Origin of the sequence: Agathobacter rectalis ATCC 33656 (assembly GCF_000020605.1) — a bacterium.
Taxonomy (GTDB): domain Bacteria; phylum Bacillota; class Clostridia; order Lachnospirales; family Lachnospiraceae; genus Roseburia; species Roseburia rectalis.
In genome coordinates this window covers 1,738,149-1,760,199 of the sequence record NC_012781.1, presented here as the reverse complement: position 1 = coordinate 1,760,199, position 22,051 = coordinate 1,738,149, and the positions used below count along the sequence as shown (strand labels likewise).

16 protein-coding genes are annotated in these 22,051 nt (G+C 40.7%); 15 read left to right on the top strand and 1 reads right to left on the bottom strand.

What is annotated here, in order from left to right:
• The first annotated feature begins 6 nt into the window (after positions 1 to 6).
• From era to ppdK, 15 genes are all read left to right on the top strand, one after another.
• A complete protein-coding gene (gene era, locus EUBREC_RS08430; protein ID WP_012742712.1) occupies positions 7 to 918 on the top strand; it encodes a GTPase Era in 912 nt (303 codons plus the stop codon).
• Between the two features lie 21 nt (positions 919 to 939).
• Complete coding sequence (gene recO, locus EUBREC_RS08425; RefSeq protein ID WP_012742711.1) at positions 940 to 1,668, top strand: DNA repair protein RecO; 729 nt, start codon at positions 940 to 942, stop codon at positions 1,666 to 1,668.
• 133 nt (positions 1,669 to 1,801) lie between these two features.
• Positions 1,802 to 2,593, top strand: a complete 792-nt coding sequence (locus tag EUBREC_RS08420) for a hypothetical protein (RefSeq protein ID WP_012742710.1) — start codon at positions 1,802 to 1,804, stop codon at positions 2,591 to 2,593.
• A 148-nt stretch (positions 2,594 to 2,741) separates the two neighbouring features.
• Entirely contained in the window at positions 2,742 to 4,139 is a 1,398-nt protein-coding gene (locus tag EUBREC_RS08415; protein WP_012742709.1) for a glycine--tRNA ligase, read from the top strand.
• 229 nt (positions 4,140 to 4,368) lie between these two features.
• On the top strand, positions 4,369 to 4,620 hold the full coding sequence (locus tag EUBREC_RS08410) for a hypothetical protein (protein ID WP_015516470.1): 252 nt from the start codon (positions 4,369 to 4,371) through the stop codon (positions 4,618 to 4,620).
• 48 nt (positions 4,621 to 4,668) lie between these two features.
• Positions 4,669 to 5,910, top strand: a complete 1,242-nt coding sequence (lepB, locus tag EUBREC_RS08405) for a signal peptidase I (RefSeq protein WP_012742707.1) — start codon at positions 4,669 to 4,671, stop codon at positions 5,908 to 5,910.
• Between the two features lie 157 nt (positions 5,911 to 6,067).
• On the top strand, positions 6,068 to 10,108 hold the full coding sequence (locus tag EUBREC_RS08400; RefSeq protein ID WP_015569345.1) for a SpaA isopeptide-forming pilin-related protein: 4,041 nt from the start codon (positions 6,068 to 6,070) through the stop codon (positions 10,106 to 10,108).
• Between the two features lie 17 nt (positions 10,109 to 10,125).
• Positions 10,126 to 11,628, top strand: a complete 1,503-nt coding sequence (locus tag EUBREC_RS08395; protein ID WP_012742705.1) for an isopeptide-forming domain-containing fimbrial protein — start codon at positions 10,126 to 10,128, stop codon at positions 11,626 to 11,628.
• 113 nt (positions 11,629 to 11,741) lie between these two features.
• Positions 11,742 to 12,563: a class C sortase gene (locus EUBREC_RS08390; RefSeq protein ID WP_012742704.1), complete on the top strand. Its 822-nt coding sequence runs from the start codon at positions 11,742 to 11,744 to the stop codon at positions 12,561 to 12,563.
• Positions 12,564 to 12,581: 18 nt separating this feature from the next.
• Positions 12,582 to 13,535, top strand: coding sequence for a DUF5979 domain-containing protein (locus EUBREC_RS08385; RefSeq protein ID WP_012742703.1), 954 nt, complete (start codon positions 12,582 to 12,584; stop codon positions 13,533 to 13,535).
• Positions 13,535 to 14,077 carry a hypothetical protein gene (locus EUBREC_RS08380; RefSeq protein ID WP_306718453.1) on the top strand — a complete coding sequence of 181 codons (543 nt, stop codon included), beginning with the start codon at positions 13,535 to 13,537 and terminating at the stop codon, positions 14,075 to 14,077. The genes EUBREC_RS08385 and EUBREC_RS08380 overlap by 1 nt, the downstream gene beginning before the upstream one ends.
• Complete coding sequence (locus EUBREC_RS08375) at positions 14,077 to 14,826, top strand: hypothetical protein (protein ID WP_012742701.1); 750 nt, start codon at positions 14,077 to 14,079, stop codon at positions 14,824 to 14,826. The genes EUBREC_RS08380 and EUBREC_RS08375 overlap by 1 nt, the downstream gene beginning before the upstream one ends.
• Positions 14,827 to 14,837: 11 nt before the next feature.
• Positions 14,838 to 15,578, top strand: coding sequence for a hypothetical protein (locus EUBREC_RS08370; RefSeq protein WP_012742700.1), 741 nt, complete (start codon positions 14,838 to 14,840; stop codon positions 15,576 to 15,578).
• Positions 15,562 to 16,635 (top strand): MucBP domain-containing protein, encoded by a 1,074-nt coding sequence (locus EUBREC_RS08365; RefSeq protein ID WP_012742699.1) that lies wholly within the window; start codon positions 15,562 to 15,564, stop codon positions 16,633 to 16,635. Before EUBREC_RS08370 ends, EUBREC_RS08365 begins: the two co-directional genes overlap by 17 nt.
• Before the next feature lie 120 nt (positions 16,636 to 16,755).
• On the top strand, positions 16,756 to 19,398 hold the full coding sequence (ppdK, locus tag EUBREC_RS08360; RefSeq protein WP_015569339.1) for a pyruvate, phosphate dikinase: 2,643 nt from the start codon (positions 16,756 to 16,758) through the stop codon (positions 19,396 to 19,398).
• 447 nt (positions 19,399 to 19,845) lie between these two features.
• Here ppdK and EUBREC_RS08355 read toward each other — a convergent pair whose 3' ends face one another.
• The gene (locus EUBREC_RS08355; RefSeq protein WP_012742697.1) at positions 19,846 to 21,924 is read right to left on the bottom strand and encodes a methyl-accepting chemotaxis protein; all 2,079 of its coding nucleotides are present in this window, start codon (positions 21,922 to 21,924) and stop codon (positions 19,846 to 19,848) included.
• Between the last annotated feature and the right edge of the window lie 127 nt (positions 21,925 to 22,051).

The following is a 22,051-nucleotide window of genomic DNA, read 5'->3' as shown; positions in this document are numbered from 1 at the left end:
GGAAAAATGATACAGAATTTCAAATCGGGTTTTGTTACAATAATCGGTAGACCAAACGTGGGCAAGTCAACACTGATGAACAGGCTTATCGGTCAGAAAATTGCCATCACATCAAACAAGCCTCAGACCACAAGAAACCGCATCCAGACAGTATACACGGATATGGAAAAGGGACAGATAGTGTTCCTTGATACTCCGGGCATACACAAGGCTAAAAACAAGCTGGGCGAGTATATGGTCAATGTGGCGGAAAAGACATTAAATGAGGTGGATGTTGTGCTGTGGCTTGTGGAACCGACCAACTTTATCGGGGCGGGAGAGCAGCATATCATAGAGCAGCTTAAAAAGGTTAATACACCTGTTATATTGATTATCAACAAGGTAGATACAGTGGAAAAGGAAAAGGTGCTTGAGTATATAGACACCTACCGCAAGGTATTCGACTTTGCAGAGATTATTCCTACGTCAGCCTTAAGAGGGCAGAATACGGATGATGTTATTAATTCTATATTTAAGTATTTGCCTTATGGCCCGCAGTTCTATGATGAGGACACCATCACAGATCAGCCGGAGCGTGCTATCTGTGCTGAGATTATCAGGGAAAAAGCGCTCCATGCTCTAAATGACGAGGTGCCGCATGGCATTGCAGTAGGAATTGACCGCATGAAGACAAGAAAGACAAAGAGTGGTTCTATTATAGATATGGATGCCACAATTGTCTGCGAGCGAGACTCCCATAAGGGGATCATTATAGGAAAGCAGGGCAGCATGCTCAAAAAAATCGGCACCAATGCGCGATATGAGATGGAAAGACTGCTTGACTGTAAGGTGAATCTGAAGCTATGGGTCAAGGTAAAGAAGGATTGGAGAGACAGCGACTTCCTCATCAAGAACTTTGGATACAAAGAGGAAGAATAGTATTTTGAAAGTAAGATTAAGATGTCACAGAGTGTAGTGTTGACCGGTATGGTGCTTTCAGCCATGCCGGTAGGGGATTTTGACAAAAGAATAACGATTCTCACAAAGGAACGAGGAAAAATCACAGCCTTTGCAAGGGGCGCAAGACGTCCAAACAGCCAGCTTATGGCAGGAAGCAATCCATTTTCGTTCGGTGAGTTTGAGCTGTTTGAGGGTAAAAGCGCATATTCTCTTTCAAAGGTCACAATCAGCAACTATTTCAGGGAGCTGACACAGGATTTGGAAGCAGTATACACCGGGTTTTACTTTCTGGAGTTCTGTGGATATTTTTGTCAGGAGAACAATGACGAGAAGGATATGTTAAAGCTCCTTTATCAATCACTCCGGGCTCTTGAATCACCGGCATATAAAAATGAGCTGGTAAGGGCTGTTTTTGAGCTTAAGGCTATTACGATAAATGGCGAGGGCCCATCGCTGTTTTCGTGTATACATTGTCATTCAAGGGAAGGACTTAATGTCTTTTCGGCAAGACGCGGAGGGGTGTTTTGCGACAACTGTGGCACGCAGGTACAGGGCAGGCATATACTAAGCGATACACTTTATACCATGCAGTATATTGTTTCAGCTGATATCACGAAACTGTACACATTTGCAGTGTCAGACGATGTGCTTGAGGAGCTGAGAAGCATAATGAAGGAATATCTTTCAATCTATGTGCATCATGATTTTAAATCAGCAGCTTTTCTGTGATAAATTAAAGCATGAAATTAAATCATGAAATAATTAATAGATACTATGCATGTCGTTGCCCTTTAAAATATGATACTTGAAATCATATATACAAAAGGGTATAATATCATAGATTATATTTTAGGAGGCAGCTATGAATAAAAAGCTATCAATGCTGTTGCCTGTTATTGCGACATGCGGTTTGCTTGCCGGGTGCGGTACAGATTATTATACCAAGGACAGCACGGTGTTTGTTGCAAAAAACGGCAGTGTGGTATCTACAGATGTCGAGGACTTTGATACAGCTGCATACAAGCAGGATGACTTACAAAGCTATGTGGACAAGTCAATAGACGACTACAATAAGAAGAATGACGGTTCGATCAAACTCAAAAAGCTGACTGTCGAGAAAAAGAAGGCATCTCTTACCATGAGCTATGCGTCAACCGATGAATACACTGATTTCAATGGGACAAAGCTTTTTTCAGGGACGATTGCGGAGGCTCTGGCAGCCGGATATGACTTCAAGACCGATTTCGCAGCGATAGATGATGGCAAGGCAAAGAAATGTGAATCATCTGAGTTTCTGGATGAAACCGGCTACAAGGTCGTTGTTTACGAAGGCAGCTCAAATTTGCATGTGAAAGGGAAAATATTATATGCATCTGTCGACAAAGTAAAGCTTGTAGATGACAAAACAGTTGCGATTGGTGACAAGTACAGCCTGCTTGCATCACAAACCACAGGGACAGAGAGTGCCACAGAGAGCACAGAAGCAGTAAAAGCCGATGCGACGGAAGGAACGGAAAACGGAGCGGATGATAGTGTCAGTGATGATGATATATTAAACTCGGTCAAGCAGGACAACGAGGTCACATTTGACTTTGACAGTGAGGAGGACAATTCAGCGCCGGTGTCATATATCACATATGTTATATATAAGTAGATTAAGGCGTGAATTGTTATTTAATTAAGAATACAAGTAACTATTCAGTACAGCTGATTCTAATGCGCCTGCAGCTTACAGCTGTGAAGGTACTGGACAGTTACGAATACAAATAAATCATAAGTAAGATAGAGAGGAAACAAGAATTATGGAAAAGACCATGGACAAAATCGTACAGGTAGCAAAAGCAAGAGGATTTGTATATCCGGGCTCAGAAATTTACGGAGGTCTTGCAAATACATGGGATTATGGAAACCTGGGCGTAGAGCTTAAAAACAATGTAAAAAGAGCATGGTGGAAGAAATTTATCCAGGAGAATCCTTATAATGTAGGTGTGGACTGTGCCATCCTCATGAATCCTCAGACATGGGTTGCATCAGGACATCTCGGAGGCTTCTCAGATCCGCTTATGGATTGTAAGGAGTGCCATGAGCGATTCAGAGCCGACAAAATCATCGAGGATTTTGCGCAGGACAATGGTATTGAGCTTGAGACATCAGTTGATGGCTGGACAAACGAGCAGATGGTAGATTTCATCAAGGAGCACAATGTTCCATGTCCATCATGCGGCAAGCATAATTTCACAGATATCAGACAGTTCAACCTCATGTTCAAGACCTTCCAGGGTGTTACAGAGGATGCTAAGAATACAGTATATCTTCGTCCGGAGACTGCACAGGGTATCTTTGTAAACTTTAAAAATGTACAGCGTACATCCCGTAAAAAGATTCCGTTCGGTATCGGACAGGTTGGTAAGTCATTCCGTAACGAGATTACACCTGGTAACTTCACCTTCAGAACACGTGAGTTCGAGCAGATGGAGCTTGAGTTCTTCTGCGAGCCTGGAACAGATCTTGAGTGGTTTAAGTACTGGAGAGGCTTCTGCCGTGACTGGCTCATTTCTCTTGGAATCAAGGAGGATGAGATGAGACTGCGTGATCATGATCCTGCTGAGTTAGCCTTCTATTCAAAGGGAACTACAGATATCGAGTTCTTATTCCCATTCGGATGGGGCGAGCTTTGGGGCATTGCGGATCGTACAGATTATGATCTCGGACGTCATCAGGAAGTTTCAGGACAGGATCTTACATACTTCGATGACCAGAAGAATGAGAAATATCTGCCATACGTTATCGAGCCATCACTCGGTGCAGACCGTGTAGTACTTGCCTTCCTTTGCGCAGCTTATGATGAGGAGGATATCGGTACACCGGAGAAGCCGGATGTCAGAACAGTATTCCATTTCCATCCAGCACTTGCACCTGTAAAGATTGGAGTACTTCCGCTGTCAAAGAAGCTCAATGAGAGTGCTGAAAAGGTATTTGCACAGCTTTCAAAGACATACAACTGTGAGTATGACGACAGAGGAACAATCGGAAAGAGATATCGTCGTCAGGATGAAATCGGAACACCATTCTGCGTGACATATGATTTCGACTCAGAGGAAGACCATTGTGTGACAGTACGTGACCGTGACACAATGGAGCAGGAGCGTATCGCAATTGATGAGCTTGATGCTTATTTTGCAAAGAAATTTGAATTCTAGTTTTGTACAAACTAACGATATTTTTTGTTAAATGAGGCTAAAAAAAAGCAATTACAACTTTTTTTGAAAGTGTATTTTGTGAAATCATACAAAATTAGGAATTAGGTCACAAAAATTAATATAAAAACATATCAGAAATCAAATTTTATGATATAATATAGATGACAAATGACAACCAAAGATATAGTAAGCTATTCTTTGGTTGTTCTGATATATGGAGATTATGAATATGGAAGCAAAAGAATTAAAGAAGCTGAGCAGAAGTGAGCTGCTAGAGATGCTTTTAGACAGAAGTAAAGAGGTTGAACACTTAAGAAAAGAGCTTGACGAGACAAAAAAACATATTCAGACACTTGAGCGTGAGGTAAAGACATCTGGTGATATCAATGCTGCAATTAATAAACTCACGTCAGCAACAGAGGAAATCCAGAAATTTGCCGCCGTAATATCCATGGCTTCAAATAATCTGACAAGAAAATAATATAGAAGCAATATTTTGTGGTTATGAAATGGATAATTGGACAAAAGAATGATAGAAAAAATATATAAAAAGGCAATATATGCTCTGGCAAGAGTTGCCGTAAAGTACATTGAGCTAAGAAAAAAAAGAGAACAGAAGAAAATTAAGCAGAATAAATCAGCTAACCTTACAAATTCGACAAAAAGCTGCACAGATGCTGAATACAATAAAAAGGTAGTTGCAGAGATTAATCATAACAATACTGCAGCTGTTGCAGAAAGCAAAAATAATATTGATGTAATGGATTTAAGCAAAGATGAGGAGTTGAAGGATGTCGAACAGAAACCACTTACCAATGAGGATAAGCTTGATTTACTTTTGGCACAGATGATGGAAACATCTGTTAAGTCATCTGAACAAGTAACGCAGGTACATAAGCAGACCCAAAATGTTGATGAAAATATATCACAGGAAATAGCGGAAATAATTCCGGTCAAATATGTAACACCGGTGCCAGACATAACTCCTGATATAGAAAAAAATATTGAAATAGAGAAGGAATATCAGCAGACTAAAAAAGAAAACCGGCCGGAGGATATATCTGTACATATAGAAAAGGAAATATCAAGGAAGGCTTCAGAAGAAAACAGAGTTGAGAATAAAGAAGTTGAGAATAAAAGTGCTGAGAAGACTGAAGATACATCGGGCTATCGCAGTATCATGACAGACGACTATGACCGTTATAGCGATGATCTTGGCATAAAGGAGCTGCGTCAGGAACTGAGAAGAGTGAAGTATAACAACAAATTTGCAGCAACACTCTTCAATACCGTAGGAACACTTGTGGTAGTTGCGGCGGCAGCAATATTGGTCGCAAACCTGTGGCTTCCTATTTTGAAGGTGACCGGAACATCTATGTCACCGACGTTACAGGAGGGACAGGTGCTTATGGCATCAAAGGGGCATGACTTTAAAACAGGAGATGTCATAGCTTTTTATTACAATAACAAGATACTTGTAAAAAGAGTTATTGCGATGCCGGGTGACTGGGTCAATATATCAGAGGATGGCACGGTTTACGTAAACGATATTGCAATTGACGAGCCGTATTTGAAGGAAAAGGCTTTAGGAGACTGCAATATAGAGCTCCCTTATCAGGTTCCTGAGTCGAAAATTTTTGTGATGGGCGATAACAGAAGCGTATCGCTTGACTCAAGAAATACAGCTATAGGCTGTATCTCAGAGGAACAGGTAGTCGGAAGAGTCACATTTGCCATATGGCCATTGTCTAAAATTGGCAAAGTTGACTAAAAATATTTAGCTTTTTTTAGTAAAAAAGTAGAAAAATCAGATTTATGGTCCCGTGTGACCGCTGTGTGACCAAAAAGGTGTAATATGTTAGCTGTAAAATAACGATTAAGATATTAAGCAAATGGAATTATATAACTCTATGAAAGGAGGATGCAGAATGGATAAGGATATGGAACGTCTCGGCAAAGAACGGCTTAAAAGAGTGAGAAGACGTAGACAGCTTGCTACGTTTATTATTTCAATGGCTGTTATTGTGCTGGGCATTACTGCGTACAGACTTATACAACCTGCATCTGCAGAAGATCAGAACAAGTACGAGTTCGAGGTGGATGGACAGAAGGAAACATATACCAATCTGGGGAAGCTTAAAAATCCTCCGGTGGTGAAGCTTGAAGGTGATCAGCCTGAAGTAGAATGGGATGGAAAGACATTTAATTATAAGGTTGATATGTCTTTCGCCATAGGCGAGGGTGAGTTCAAGGATGAAAGCGGAAATATAATTAAGAATTATTATATGACTTATGGACAGGATATATCTATTCCTGATGCGGTTTGTGATGGCTGGCATTCATATACAGACGAAAGCGGCAATAAGTTTTGTAATTATCGCTTTATAAAAAACAATGATGGTACATTTTCTGTATTGATTAAATTTGCTGATGATTACATACAAAGCAACACTACTGAAATTAAAGGTGGTGCGACATTTGGCGCAAGTGGCTATAGTGAAGTTAAGGACAATGGTGATGTTGTTGTTAAGATAGGCGGAGATGCTACATTAGATATAAGCAAGGAATATATCCATTGGGATAAGAACCACAGCGCTAATTATGATATTACCGTTAAAAAGTCAAATACAACAGATAATACGCTTAAGAAAGATGACAATGGCAAATATGCTGAGTATGTTGTTGATGTTTCATCTGAAAAAGGTACACCGGATGTTATTACTTTAAATGATGTGTTGGAGGCCGGCAAAATGTCTGTTGATACATCAAAGTTTACTTACACAATAACTAAAAACGGACAGCAGGTTGGTGGTGAATATACTGCTAATGTTACGGCTTCTTCGAATAATGACAATAATAATCATAAATATAATCTTACAGCAACGCTGCCTAAGCTTAATGCCGGTGAAAGCTGCCAGATAAAATACAAGTATTATTATGACACATCTCTTTGCGATAGTGGAAATGAGTCACAGGCGTCTAACAAGGTTACCGGTGAATCAATAAATAAAAAGTCTAATGAAAAGGTTATTGATACATCAAGCAGTGTTATTAAATACACGAGAGATGATCTTGATAAAACAGGTGCATACGACTCAGACAGTCAGACTGTCAAGTGGACAATCACTGTTAATAAAGAAAGAAATGATATTGTTGGGGCTGTACTGACAGATAACTGCCTTAAGGATGCAAAGAATTTTAAAATAAGCTCTGAACAGGATACCGACTGTAAAGGTGCTGAAATCCAAAAGGACAAAGAAGGCAAGATTAGCGGTATTAACTTTGTGGCTATAGATAATAAAAATGACAGTACATATGTTATTACATATGAAACATCTGTCACACCACAAAGCTATGACCAGCCTGTTAATAATCAGGTTAATTTCAATAACAAAGAGATATCGTTTAGCAAATGGGCCGGAGTAAATGTTCCGGGAACTCATAGAGATGTAAAAGTTACAAAGAACTTGACTGCCCATAATGAAGAGACTGAGAATAACAGGTATGAGCTCAGTTGGGAATCGACATTTACCATTCCTTCAACCGGAGCGGATGCAGGGGCTTGGTTTGTTGATGAACTGACAAATAATACTTCAGACAATACGGCTCATTATATGACTTATCAGCAGGTTAAAGATGTATTTGATAAGGCAAAAAACATTTTTGGCGATACGATATATAATTTTAAAGTAAAATCCGGCGATCATGAGTATGATTTTTATTCTCTTAATAGCGAAACGGATGCTAAGTTTACCAGATTTTCGTTTGAGTTTAAAGATAAGTTTGTACCTTCTAATAGCAATAAAGATGGTTATAAAGTAACTTTAAAATATAAATCATATGCAGACTATTCAGCAGGTGGCGAACTCGAGTTTAAGAACAACGTAAATTTCTGGAATGTTAATGCAAATGACTCTTTTAAAACGACAAAAGATATTAAATCATCAATTGTTAAGAGTGATGGAAATAACAATACAGCAGATACATATGTAAAGACCACTGATTCAGGATATGACGGAACGCTCACATGGATTGTAATGGTTACAATGGATAAAAATGCAACCAAATATACAATCACTGATAATATGCCGGAGGGCATCAGCGTACAAAATGTTACTGTAAAGTTAAAATACAATAATTCAGACCAAGGTTTTACATACCCTACATTGGATGGCAAGAGCTATAAAGTAGAAAATTTAAATGGCAAAAATTACTATTCTGAGGGAATTAATACTTCATGTAAAAAAGATACAAGCAATGGTCGTGAGGTAATAACTACAACTGTAGAAAAGCCAAAAGATGCAGAGGTTCGTGGCTGGGGAGAAGGTTCTAAAATTTTCCTTGTTTACAAATGTAAGGCTGATAGTGCTGAAACCCTGGAGGCAGGAAAGGAGCTTGTGTACAAGAATACAGCTTCTGCTAAATCGGACAATAATGATAAGATTGGTGAATCTAGCCAGACACAGATAATATCAAAACCAAAGCAGGATAATGAAAATATTCCGGATTCAGGAGATAAAGTTATAAGCAAAAACGGAAGCTGGAATGATGATGAACATAAGTTGAATTATACTGTTCTTATAAATCCGGAGGGCAAGACATATCTGGATGGTGGTAGGCCATTAAATTTAAAAGATGTTTTGTCGTACAAAAAAATAACTTATGAAAATGCTAGGGTAAGCTGGCAGGTGGATTTGATGCCTGGTACAGTTAAGTTCAGAGAGGCTATCAAGCAGGACGATGGAACATACAAACCTGGTGAGGTGATATCTGACTGTAAATGGACATATGATTCACAGGAAGCATCAAATGAATGGGAGTATTCAAGCAAAACAATAAATGCTATTGTCCCTGATGGAAAAGCTATAATGTTGACATACACTTATAGTGTAAAGGGTGATTTGCTACAGGAGTATAATGATTCAAAACCTAAATTTAATGTATCTAATGCCGTTTCACTGGAAGGTGTTGATAATAGTAAAACAGATATTAACACTCAATTAGAGTACACTAAATCTTATTCTTCGTTTTATGTATATAAGAATAATTCGTTTATTCTTTATAAGACAGAAGAGGGAAATAACGGAAAGTTATTGCCGAATGCAGAGTTTGATGTTTACAAATATGATCCAAACAGTACAGATACTACGAAAACACCAGAAGGATATGTCTATGTTAATAAATATGTTACCGATGATAAAGGTAAGATAGAGATTGTCTTTAATAAAAATTCAATGACATATAACACACAGTATTATGTTGTTGAGACAAAGGCTCCTAGTGGCTATGTTCTTCCAGAAGAACCGGAAAAAACATATTTCTACTTTAGTTCGCTGGATAAAGATAAATATCCTGTGGCAGCTCCAAATAACAGCTTAACAGGAAAATGTCTGGCAAACAATTATGATATAGTATATATCGGTGATGAGACTATTCCAACAACAGAAATTTCTGTTGAAAAAAATTGGGTTGATTCCAATAACAAACCTATAAATAAGACAGATGGAAGTATTTATTTACAGTTACATCGGGTGGATTCATCAGGAAATGATGATAAATACGGTGATACCGTAGAAGTGACACCGGATAAAGATGGAAACTGGTCTTATAAATTCAAAGACCTTCCTACGAAAAAGACAGATAATATAGGTCATATAACAGGCGAAACCTATAAGTATTATGTTACAGAGGTTGGAATAAATCAGAACAACAGTATGTCAGGCTATGATGTTTCTTATGTATTTAAGAATACAGATGGAACAGTGATTAACAGAACTGATGCCAATGTGGCACCGGGAAAGAATATGGCTGTTGACTCAGGTACTATTGAGATTACAAATAAGCTCAATGAGTATAAGCTTCCTGAAACAGGTGGAAGCGGTAACAGATGGTTGTATATGTTAAGTGGAGTTGTGCTTATTGCGATAGCTACAATAACACTTTTCTATAAAAAACAAAAAGTATTATAAAAAAAGGAGAATGCGAAATGAAAACAATCAAACGAAGCATTGCATTAGTGCTTGCTATGATTCTTACACTTGCAATGAGTGTAACTGTATTTGCAGCACCAAACGCAGATCAAAACACATTCAGTCTTACACTTAACAAGGCTGTCAAAGGACACACTTATGAGGCTTATCAGATTTTATCTGGTGATTTATCAGCAGATAAAGCAACTCTTTCTAACATAAAGTGGGGAGAGGGCATTACAGAAGCAGGACAGACTGCTCTCGGCGGTGATGCTGCTAGTTATGCTGAAAAACTCGGTGGTTTTGGTAACAACTCTTCAGAGCTTAAAGAGCAGGCGCAGATTATTGGTGCAAACTTAGCATCAGCATCAGGCTCAGTTACAGTAACAGATCCGGATGCAAAGAATGTAATCAGCAACCTTAAGCCAGGTTACTACCTTATCAAAGATCAGGATAATTCTTTACAGGGTCAGGAATCTTACACAGAGTTCATTCTTCATATTACAGATGATGTAGTTGCAAATGTAAAGGCAGATGTTCCTTCTGTAGAGAAGAAGGTTAAGGATACAAACGACACAACAGGCGTGACAACAGATTGGCAGGATTCAGCCGATTACGATATCGGAGATGATGTTCCATTCCAGCTCACAGCTACATTAGCAAACAACATTGAAAGCTACAAGGCATACTCTCTCGAGTTTGATGATACTCTTTCAAAAGGACTTGACTACAACAATGATGCAGTAATTAAATTAGGTGAGAAGGATGTTACAGATTATTTCACACCTAGCTATGATGCAACAGCTAAGACACTTACATTTACATGTGACAATATCTTAGCATTTGGCGCTAAAAACTCAGATCAGATTGTTGTTGAGTATACAGCAAAGCTTAACGAGAATGCGGTAATCGGCGCAGCCGGAAACCCAAATAAAGTTAGTCTTAAGTTCTCTAACAACCCTAACAATGGTGGTGAGGGAGACAGAGGTACGACTCCTGAAGACAAGGTTATCGTATTTACTTACAAGTTAACTGTAAACAAGGTTGACAAAGATAATAAGCCACTTACAGGTGCAGAGTTCTCACTTTTCAAGAAAGTAAAGGTTGACGGACAAGAGGAGCTTAAGCTTGTAGAGGTTAAGAAGATTCTTTCTACTAATACAGAGGGAACAGTATTCGGATTCACAGGCTTAGATGATGGTACATACGTATTACGCGAGACAAAGACACCTGACGGATACAACTCAATCGAGGATCAGACATTTACAATTTCTGCAAAGCATGACGAGTCTAGTGATAATCCAACGCTTACAGATCTTACAGGAGATGTAGCATCTGGTTCAATTATTGATTTAGGTGTTAAGCTTGATAAGGGTGAGTTATCTACAAATGTAGTAAACAACAAGGGTTCAGTTCTTCCTTCAACTGGTGGTGCCGGACGTGTAGCAATCTACGTAATTGGTGCTATCTTAGTTATCGGTGGTGGAATTGTTCTTGTAACAAAGAAGCGTGTTAGATAATTAATATCTGACTGGCACTATTTAGTTTTAAATATTATGCTGCCACAGGTTATAAATCTGTGGCAGCTATAATAGATTTTATTTAGAGTTTATGTAACAGTAAGGAGAGCACTATGAAAAGACGTTTATCTACTATTCTTTTTGGCGTAGTGTTTATCGCAGGGTTGTCCTTACTGCTATATCCGACAGTAAGTGATTATTGGAATTCATTTCATCAGTCCAGAGCCATTGCAAGCTACGTTGATGCGGTAGACAACACGGATGAGCAAAAGCTTGATGAGATGCGAAAAGCTGCACAGGCATATAATGAGAAGCTTTTAAGTAAGCAGGATCGTTATGAAATGTCAGATCAGGATAAAGCAGAGTATGAAAGTCTTCTTGATGTATCTGGCACAGGAGTCATGGGCTATGTTGAGATTCCGTCCATCAATGTCTCATTGCCGATTTACCACGGCACAGACAATACAATACTTCAGATAGGTGTTGGCCATATCGAGGGTACATCGCTTCCGGTTGGCGGAGCAAGCACACATTGTGCTGTTTCAGGACACAGAGGACTTACGTCATCTAAGCTATTTACTGATATTGACCAGATGACAGAGGGTGACACATTTAAGCTGTATGTGCTTGGCGAGACACTGACCTACGAGGTTGATCAGATAAGGATTGTTTTACCTGATGAGCTTAATGACTTAAAGATTGAGGAAGGGCAGGATTACTGTACACTTATTACATGTACACCGTATGGTGTGAATTCCCACAGGCTTCTTATCAGGGGCCACAGGATTGCAAATGATGCACAGGGACTTATTGTCGAGGATGTAAAGCAGGTACAGCCGTTACATGAAGCCATAGTGCTTGGCATTCTGTTTCTGGTTTTGTATATTATAATTTGTAAGATACTTAGTAAAACGATATTGTATAGATTCAGATAGAATCAGGAAGGAGGAAAAATGCACAATAGTTTAAAAAGAGCTGTCAGTATAGCTATAGCTGCGATAGCCTTGTTTTCTCTGCCATGTGGAAGCATTTTTGCAAGGACGCATATTGATATTGATAAGAAATGCTCTATAACAGTTGATATCCCTGATACATGGGAGGATTTGTATACTGTGGATTTTCCCGTAGAGCTTTACAGAGTGGCAGATGTAGATGAGAACGATGTATATACTGCAACGAAGCAGTTTGATGAGCTGGCTAAATCTATATCAGATGTCAGCAGTAAAACTACCGCAGATGACTGGGAAAAGATGGCAAAGACAGCTGCGGACATTGCAGACAAAGGTTCTTTGACAGCAGATGAGGTAATAGATGTTTCAAACGGAAGGGGAAACGTCACAGGCGTTAAGACGGGACTGTATCTGGTGTATGCAAAGCCGGCTAATTCGGCAAGATTTGGATACACATTTGTGCCTTATCTGGTTTCGGCTCCTAATAATGAGTTTGCTATGACAGGAAGCGGCTCAGATTCATGGATATATGATGATATCGATATCGAGCTGAAGCCTGAACAGACCGGGCTTATGGGAAGCTTACAGATTAACAAGACATTAAAGACATACAATACAGCACTCGGTGAGCCAGTGTTTGCATTTGATGTTGAGGCCTACGACAGGGATGGTAATGTGGTGTTTTCAGATATCGCATCAATCAGATTTGACAGTACAGGGGCTAAGAGCGTAGTTATTGACAATATTCCGGCAGGGTCAAGGGTGATAGTAAAGGAGGTATATGCCGCTGGCAGTTATCAGGTGACCTCCTCAGACAGCATAGAGACACAGATTGTGGCCGGTGAGACCGCAGATGTTGATTTCACAAACGATTACAACGACAAATTGATTTATAGTACCGGTGTCGTAAACCATTTTGAGTATGACGGAACCGGATGGGAATGGGTGCAGAATTAATGAAAAAATTATCAGAGTCTTGTAAAAAACTTAATAGAAATCACCGTATTCTTGTATGTGCAGCCTTTGCTGCTACACTCATTGTCTGTGGTGTTTCAGTTAAACCGACACTGGCATATTTTACAACCTATGCTACGGCAAAGGGCGGTATCTCAGTAGATATCGGTCCTACAACTGATGTCAAGGAGAAGTTTAAGGACTGGAAGAAAACTATTGAGATTGAGAATACAGGAAAAGCAGACTGTTTTGTCAGGGTAAAGGTAATTGCAGCAAGCCAGTTTGATATACAGGCATCAGGCTCAAACTGGAGCCTTTCAGATGATGGCTACTGGTATTACAGTCAGGTAGTGCCGGTTGGTGGCAAAACCGAGCCGATTGTTGCAGCTATCACAGTTAGTGAAAAGGTAAAGACCAGCTTCAATGTAGTTGTGGTTCAGGAGTGTGCTCCTGTCACATATGATGAGAATGGCAATCCGTGTGTCGCACCTGATGCAAAATGGGATGCGACAGCACAATATGATAAAGAGGAGGGCGAAGAGTAATGAAGAGAAAACTTCCAATTATACTTGTAGCATCCTCTGCGATAATGCTTGCAGCATCGACGATTGGATCTACAAAAGCGACTCTTACATATATGAGTGATAATTATCTGGCTCAGATTGACATCAAATCCATCGGTGTTACTTTGACTGAGAATGGCAATGATGTGAGCTGGCGTGACTATAAGCATAAGGATGATGACTGGAGCGAGGCAACAGGAGTGCTGCTTGGAGATATGCTAAAGAATGCCGGAGATGAAAAACTGATTCTCGACAAAAAGTACGATGAGAAGCTTGCTGTCAAAAACAGCGGCTCGATAGATGAGTATGTGAGAGTGACTGTGCAGCATTACTGGGCAGACAAGGAGACAGGTGATAAGCTTTCAAACCTTGATCCATCAAATATACAGATTGACTTTACAAACGATGGCTGGACAGAGGATAAGAGTGCTGAGACTACAGAGCGAAATGTATTTTACTACAATTCTATTTTAAAAAAAGGTCAGACATCCACTGATTTTACAGACAAAATCAGTATATCCGGCGATATTGCAGCCATTGTGGGTCAGACATCACAGACTGATGATAACGGACTTACAACCATCACTACTACCTATGAATATGATGGTGCGCAATTTGTGCTGGAGGCAACTGTTGATGCAGTACAGACACACAATGCAAAGGACGCAATTAAGAGTGCGTGGGGTGTTGATGTAAATATATCAGATGACGGGGCACTTAGCTTAGAGTAAAGGAGGACAATATGAAAAAATTTATCGCATTATTATCATGCATGTTGTTTATCCTTGGTTCGATAGGCACTGTATTTGCAGATGAGAATACTACTACAGCCGGCTCATGTGAGTTTACCGGCAAGGAAATGGTCAGTTCGTTCGATTCAAATAAAATAGCAGCCTCTGTCTCACAGATGGAGCCGGGAGATTCTGTCACATTTTCCGTTGATATAAAGAATAACAGCAGTATTTCGACGAAATGGTATATGTCGAATGATGTGTTAAAGAGTCTTGAGGATACACAGGCGGTGGCTGAAAATGGTGGATACTCATATATTCTTACTTTCGTAGGACCGGATGGAAAAGAGGACACTATATACAGCAGCACCAGCGTAGGTGGAGAGAAGGAGGCAACAGCCGGAAAAGGACTCAATGAGGCTACAAACTCTCTGGATAAGTTCTTTTATTTAAAGACATTAGAGCCTGGAGAGGGAGGCAGCGTGAAGCTTTTAGTAGGGCTTGACGGAGAGAGTCAGGGTAATATATATCAGGATACACTCGCAAAGCTTATGATGAACTTTGCGGTAGAGGATAACTCAGATCCAACTTTATCAAATCCACCTACATTTACAACTACAACAAGCAAGGTAAAGACCGGAGATATCTGGTCAATAGCGTCAGCTGTAGTGTTTGTGATTGGTATTATTTTGATGATACTGGCTTTCGTAAGTGACAGAAAGGGGGCTAAGCAAAATGAAAAGATTGCTTAAATATTTTCTTGCAGCTCTTGTTGTCATAATCGGTGTTTTCTCACAGACAGCAGATGCAAAGGCATTTTCATATACATACACTGTTTCCTTCTCAGCCGGAGGTCAGGGAAGCATAAACGGTGGTGTGCAGGTACGAAAGGCATCAGGCAATGAGGCTTCGGTTTCTGTTTCTACTAAAGGAGACAAAATAATTGTCACAGGTCTTGAATATGGAGATGTCATCAGCTGTGATGCACAGGGCAGTGTGGCACTTAATGAAAACAGCAAGTACTACGTAAAGGGAATCAGATTAAGCGGCCGTGACAATAATACGGTTGCACAGTCGGCTTTTCTCGTATCGGGAGATCAGGACTATGTTGTTGCATATGGCATACCGGGCGAGCTTGCTGAGTATACAGTCAACTATGTGGATACAGATGGCAATAAGCTTGCAGAAAGCCGTACCTATTATGGTAATGTGGGCGATGAGCCGGTTATAGCTTATCTGTATATAGATGGATATATTCCGGACAGCTATAATCAGACAGGAAAGCTGTCGTCAAATGCGTCAGAAAACGTGTTCAATTTTGTATATTCAAGGGCTGCATCAAGCATGGCTGCTGCCGGAAATGGAGCAAATGACAATACTGCGGCAGGCGGCAATCAGGCAGCCGCAGGAGCTGCAAATGCAGCCGGGGCAGCTAATGCAGCGGGCAATGCAGCAGGAGTGGCAAATAACGGAGCTGCAGATGGAGCAAATGCCGCAAACACAATAGTGCCTGACGGACAGAATGATCCGCAGGATGGAATCCAGGCACCGCAGGCACAGCCAAATACTGATATAGCAGATGAGCAGGTACCGCAGGCGGCAAACGACAATAAGCATGATATAGCAGATGAGCAGGTACCGCTTGCCACCATGATTAGTGAGAGTGGAATGGTTGTTCCGCTGGCTATTGGTGCGCTTGGGATAGCTGCAATTCTTGCAATTATGATATTTGTCATAGTAAAGAATGTTAAGTCTGTCCGTGTTCAAAAAAATAGTATGAAACATAAGGGAAAAGATAATAAAAATTAGTTGATATTTGCTGAAATTATGGTATTATTAATGTGTGCGCTTGTATGAGTGCACACATTAATCAAGTATATGGATGGTTTTTTTACCATACCAGAAATAAAATTTAGGAGGAATTGCAAAATGGCAAACAAGTGGGTATATACCTTCAAAGAGGGTAACATGACCATGCGTAATCTTCTCGGTGGTAAGGGTGCTAACCTCGCTGAGATGACAGAGATTGGACTTCCTGTACCACAGGGTTTCACAATCACTACAGAGGCTTGTACACAGTACTACGAGGATGGACGTAAGATCAATGATGAGATTATGGCTCAGACTATGGAAGGTGTAAAATGGATGGAAGAGGTTAACGGAAAGAAATTCGGTGACCTTAAGAATCCTCTTCTCGTATCTGTTCGTTCAGGTGCCAGAGCTTCAATGCCGGGTATGATGGATACAATCCTTAACCTTGGTCTTAATGATGATGTTGTTGCAGCTATGATCGCTGGTAACCCAGATCCAGCATTCGAGCGTTTCGTATATGATTCATACAGACGTTTCATCCAGATGTTCTCAGACGTTGTTATGGAAGTAGGAAAGAAGTACTTCGAGCAGCTCATCGACAAGATGAAAGAGGACAGAGGTGTTAAATTTGACGTAGACCTTACAGCAGCTGACCTTAAAGAGTTAGCAGAGCAGTTCAAGGCTGAGTACAAGAATCAGTTAGGATCAGATTTCCCTTCAGATCCTGTAGAGCAGTTAAAGCTTGCTATCGAGGCTGTATTCCGTTCATGGGACAACCCACGTGCAAATGTTTATAGAAGAGATAACGATATCCCTTATTCATGGGGAACAGCTGTTAACGTAATGCCAATGGTATTCGGTAACTTAAATAACGAGTCAGGTACAGGTGTTGCATTCACACGTGATCCTGCAACTGGTGAGAACAAGCTTATGGGTGAGTTCCTTATCAATGCACAGGGTGAGGACGTTGTTGCCGGTGTTCGTACTCCAATGCCAATCGCTCAGATGGAGCAGGAGTTCCCAGAGGCATACGCTGAGTTCCTTAAGGTTTGTGAGACTCTTGAGAATCACTACCATGATATGCAGGATATGGAGTTCACAGTTGAGAACAAGAAGCTCTATATGCTTCAGTGCCGTAATGGTAAGAGAACAGCTCCAGCTGCTCTTAAGATCGCTTGCGATTTAGTAGATGAGGGACATAAGACACCAGCTGAGGCTGTTGCAATGATCGACCCTCGTAACCTTGATACATTATTACATCCACAGTTCGATGCTGCTGCACTTAAGGCTGCAACTCCACTTGGAAAGGGTCTTGGAGCATCTCCGGGAGCTGCTTGTGGTAAGGTTGTATTCACAGCTGATGATGCTGAGGCATGGGCTGAAAGAGGAGAGAAAGTCGTACTTGTACGTCTTGAGACATCTCCAGAGGACATCACAGGAATGAAGGCTGCTCAGGGTATCCTTACAGTTCGTGGTGGTATGACATCTCACGCAGCCGTAGTTGCACGTGGTATGGGAACATGCTGTGTATCTGGTTGTGGTGATATCAATATGGACGAGGAGAACAAGAAGTTCACACTTGCAGGACAGACATTCACAGAGGGATCTGAGATTTCTATCGATGGTACAACAGGTAACATCTATGCTGGAATCATCCCAACAGTTGATGCTTCAATCGCTGGTGAGTTCGGACGTGTTATGGCATGGGCTGATGAGTTCAGAAGACTTAAGGTTCGTACAAATGCAGATACTCCTGCAGATGCTAAGAAGGCTCGTGAGCTTGGTGCAGAGGGAATCGGACTTTGCCGTACAGAGCATATGTTCTTCGATCCAGAGAGAATCGCTGCATTCCGTGAGATGATCTGCTCTGATACAGTAGAGGAGAGAGAGACAGCTCTTAACAAGATTCTTCCATATCAGCAGGGAGATTTTGAGAAATTATACGAGGCTCTTGAGGGATGCCCAGTAACAATCCGTTTCCTTGATCCACCTCTTCATGAGTTCGTTCCTACAGAGGATGCTGACATCGAGAAGCTTGCAAAGGCTAAGAATAAGTCAGTAGAGGAAATCAAAGCTATCTGTGAGTCACTCCATGAGTTCAACCCAATGATGGGTCATAGAGGATGCCGTCTTGCAGTTACATATCCTGAGATTGCTAAGATGCAGACAAAGGCTGTTATCCGTGCAGCTATCAATGTAAAGAAAGCTCATCCAGACTGGGATATCGAGCCTGAGATCATGATCCCATTAGTATGTGAGATCAAAGAGCTTAAGTTCGTTAAGAAGATTGTAGTTGAGACAGCTGACGCTGAGATCGCTGCTGCAAATGCTGACATCAAGTACCATGTAGGTACAATGATCGAGATCCCAAGAGCTGCTCTTACAGCTGATGAGATCGCTACAGAGGCTGATTTCTTCTGCTTCGGTACAAACGACCTTACACAGATGACATTCGGATTCTCTCGTGATGATGCAGGTAAGTTCCTTAACGCTTACTATGACAACAAGATTTTCGAGAACGATCCATTTGCTAAGCTTGACCAGACTGGTGTTGGTAAATTAATGGAGACAGCTATTAAGCTTGGAAAGCCAGTTAATCCTAACCTTCACGTTGGTATCTGTGGAGAGCACGGTGGAGATCCTTCATCAGTTGAGTTCTGCCACAAGATTGGACTTGACTATGTTTCATGTTCACCATTCCGTGTACCAATCGCTCGTCTTGCTGCAGCACAGGCTGCTATTGCAGAGCAGGCAAAATAGACAAAGGTTCTAATTTAAAAGTCTATATATAAGATTTTGCAAGGGAAAGTATTTAGTACTTTCCCTTGTTTTTTATTGCCAATCTGCATTTCACACCCTGAAAACGACATTTCGCGCCAAGAGTATAGATTGTAGGCACTATATGTTGTATAATTAGTACTAGAAATACAAGTATATGTGATATGAATAGAGAACGAAGCACAGATACGATGTAGGTACTAAGGTATGGAGAGAACACATTTATGATTATAAAAAAGAAGAACATCCGTACAATTGTGATAACCTGTGCATTGCTAGGTATCATAATATTCAGCATTCACAGCTACAATGTATATATGAGAGTCCAGAGAGGAAAAACATCATGCAGATAGAAGATAATAGGATATAGAAGATTATCAATAAAAAAAGCTATGAGAGCCCGGTTAAAGGCTTTCATAGCTTTTATTTTTATGAGTGAGCACGAAGCTGTTCATTGACATATGTCTGGATATAATAATTATCCTCAGGCATCTGGCAGCCGACGATATATGTTCCCTCATTATTTGAGCAGCGGATTACATATCCCTCCAATACTGAGTGGTCAGCAAGCGCAAAGTCCTCTATCGAGATAGTGACCTTCGCTCCTTTATGATCCACGAAATAAGGATCCTTTGTCAAAAATGCAAAGCCGTTTGCACTTATATTGTCAAGAGTTCCTTTGAATGTGGTGTCTGTTCCTTTAAGCTTGATAGTGCAATTGTTTGATAAATCCATGCGAGGGTATTTCCTACGGTTCAAGATTTCAGGCTGTGTATTGACTGTTATCACAAGGTCATCTGTGATTGTGAGATCCTTCCAGCAGTACATTACATTGCCAACTGTAACATACAGATTGCAAGGTCTGGATGAGTCTACAGATAAGCCGCCTGATACAAGCTTAAGACTGTTTTCGCCAACAGCCTTTACTTCGCAATGGAACTCGTTGCCGGTCTGTACATCTGTCAGGATCACTTTGGCCTTCATACCCGGGCGGATATCATCAAGTCCCATAAATCCACCAACTCCGAGCTCGTGCATGAGAGATTGGATAACAGTCTCGATATTATTGATATTCGTTGCACTTTCATCATATTTACTGAGCATCTTGCGGCTTATCGCATCAGAAGCACCGATACATGAGGTCATGGTTTCTACGATGTCAGATACCTTTTCCATATTGTCGACAAGCTGCTGGTTAGATGCTTCAACCTCCTGCATTGCGGTGTCGATTTCACGGATATGGCTTCCAAGCTTATGGGAATCCTTTGTAATCTTCTCTACATTTTCACCGGTCTGCATTACCTTCTCAAGAGTGAGCTGGATGAGGCGGAGTGTTTCTTCAATGGATGAGGTCATCTTTCCGGAAATCTCGTCAAGCCGTGAGAGCGCCTCGCTGATCTGACCGGATGAATTTCTCGTCTCAGTGCTTAAAGTACGGATCTGTTCAGCAACAACAGCAAAGCCCTTACCGGCTTCGCCTGCACGCGCAGCCTCGATAGAAGCGTTAAGAGCGAGGAGGTTTGTCTGGTTTGAAATATTATCAATTGTTCCGGTTTCATTTTTAACCATCTCAAATTCATCTCTGAATGTAGTCAGGATGCTTTCAACCTCTGTAGAAAGCTCTGACATGGTTTTTGCTGTCTGGGCAAGACCTTCAAGGTCCTCAGAGCTGACCTTGGCATGCTTGCCTGATTCGGTTGTCAGGGAAACCATATCATTTATCATGGCTGCAACATTCTCAACCTGTGAGCTTATATCGGTAGTCATTTCCTGGGAAGAAGCAGTGTGGGACTGAAGCTGCTTGTTATTTCCGGTAAGCTTATTCATTCCCTCAACGACAACATCTGAGCCATGCTTGTTTTCAGAAGCAAGCTCACGGACCACGGTTATACCGTCCATTATAGTGTTGCAAGCGGTTTTAACCTGCTCAACTGTCGTGACAACGCGATTCAAATCAGACTTTATGCTCTCGGTGAGTGCAGCATCGGACTCAGTCAGGTGACGTACGGACATGATATAGCCTATGTAGCAAAGTAAAAGACATGCTATCTGAAGCTGATAGTTTTTGTGGTCTGCAGCAGTGTTCTGACCCAGCACAAATATGTGAAATGCAATACTTGCTATAAGGCTTAGCATATTTGCAACGGCGCAGTAAATCATGAATTTTTCATCCTTAAATATTACAATAAGGCTGATTATCGGAAGGATGTAGGTGAATGCAATCGGTGAGGTTGTCGTACACAAAAGAAATACGTAAAAAATACCATATCCGATGACAAATGCAAGCCGGTAACGGTCATTATCCTTCCCCGTCCTTTTTAGAAGTATGTCACCACACACGAAAGGCAGCCAGCATAAAATAACAAAAATGATATAATTACTGACAGAATAAGCGCCATTTGCTGTGTCGGTACCATAATTTGCGGTCAGCAGAATAGCAAAAACAAGCCATAATCTGCGGGCTTTGATATTCGCCTTTGCTTTAAAAATTTTTTCATCGTAACCCATATGAATTCTCCTGATTCGTAATAATATAGGTATATTTTACTATCATAGTACTATAATTACAAGGCATACTTAAGAATTTGAATGTATTTTGAATGTATAATTATGGTATTGTTTCTAAGTCTAAACT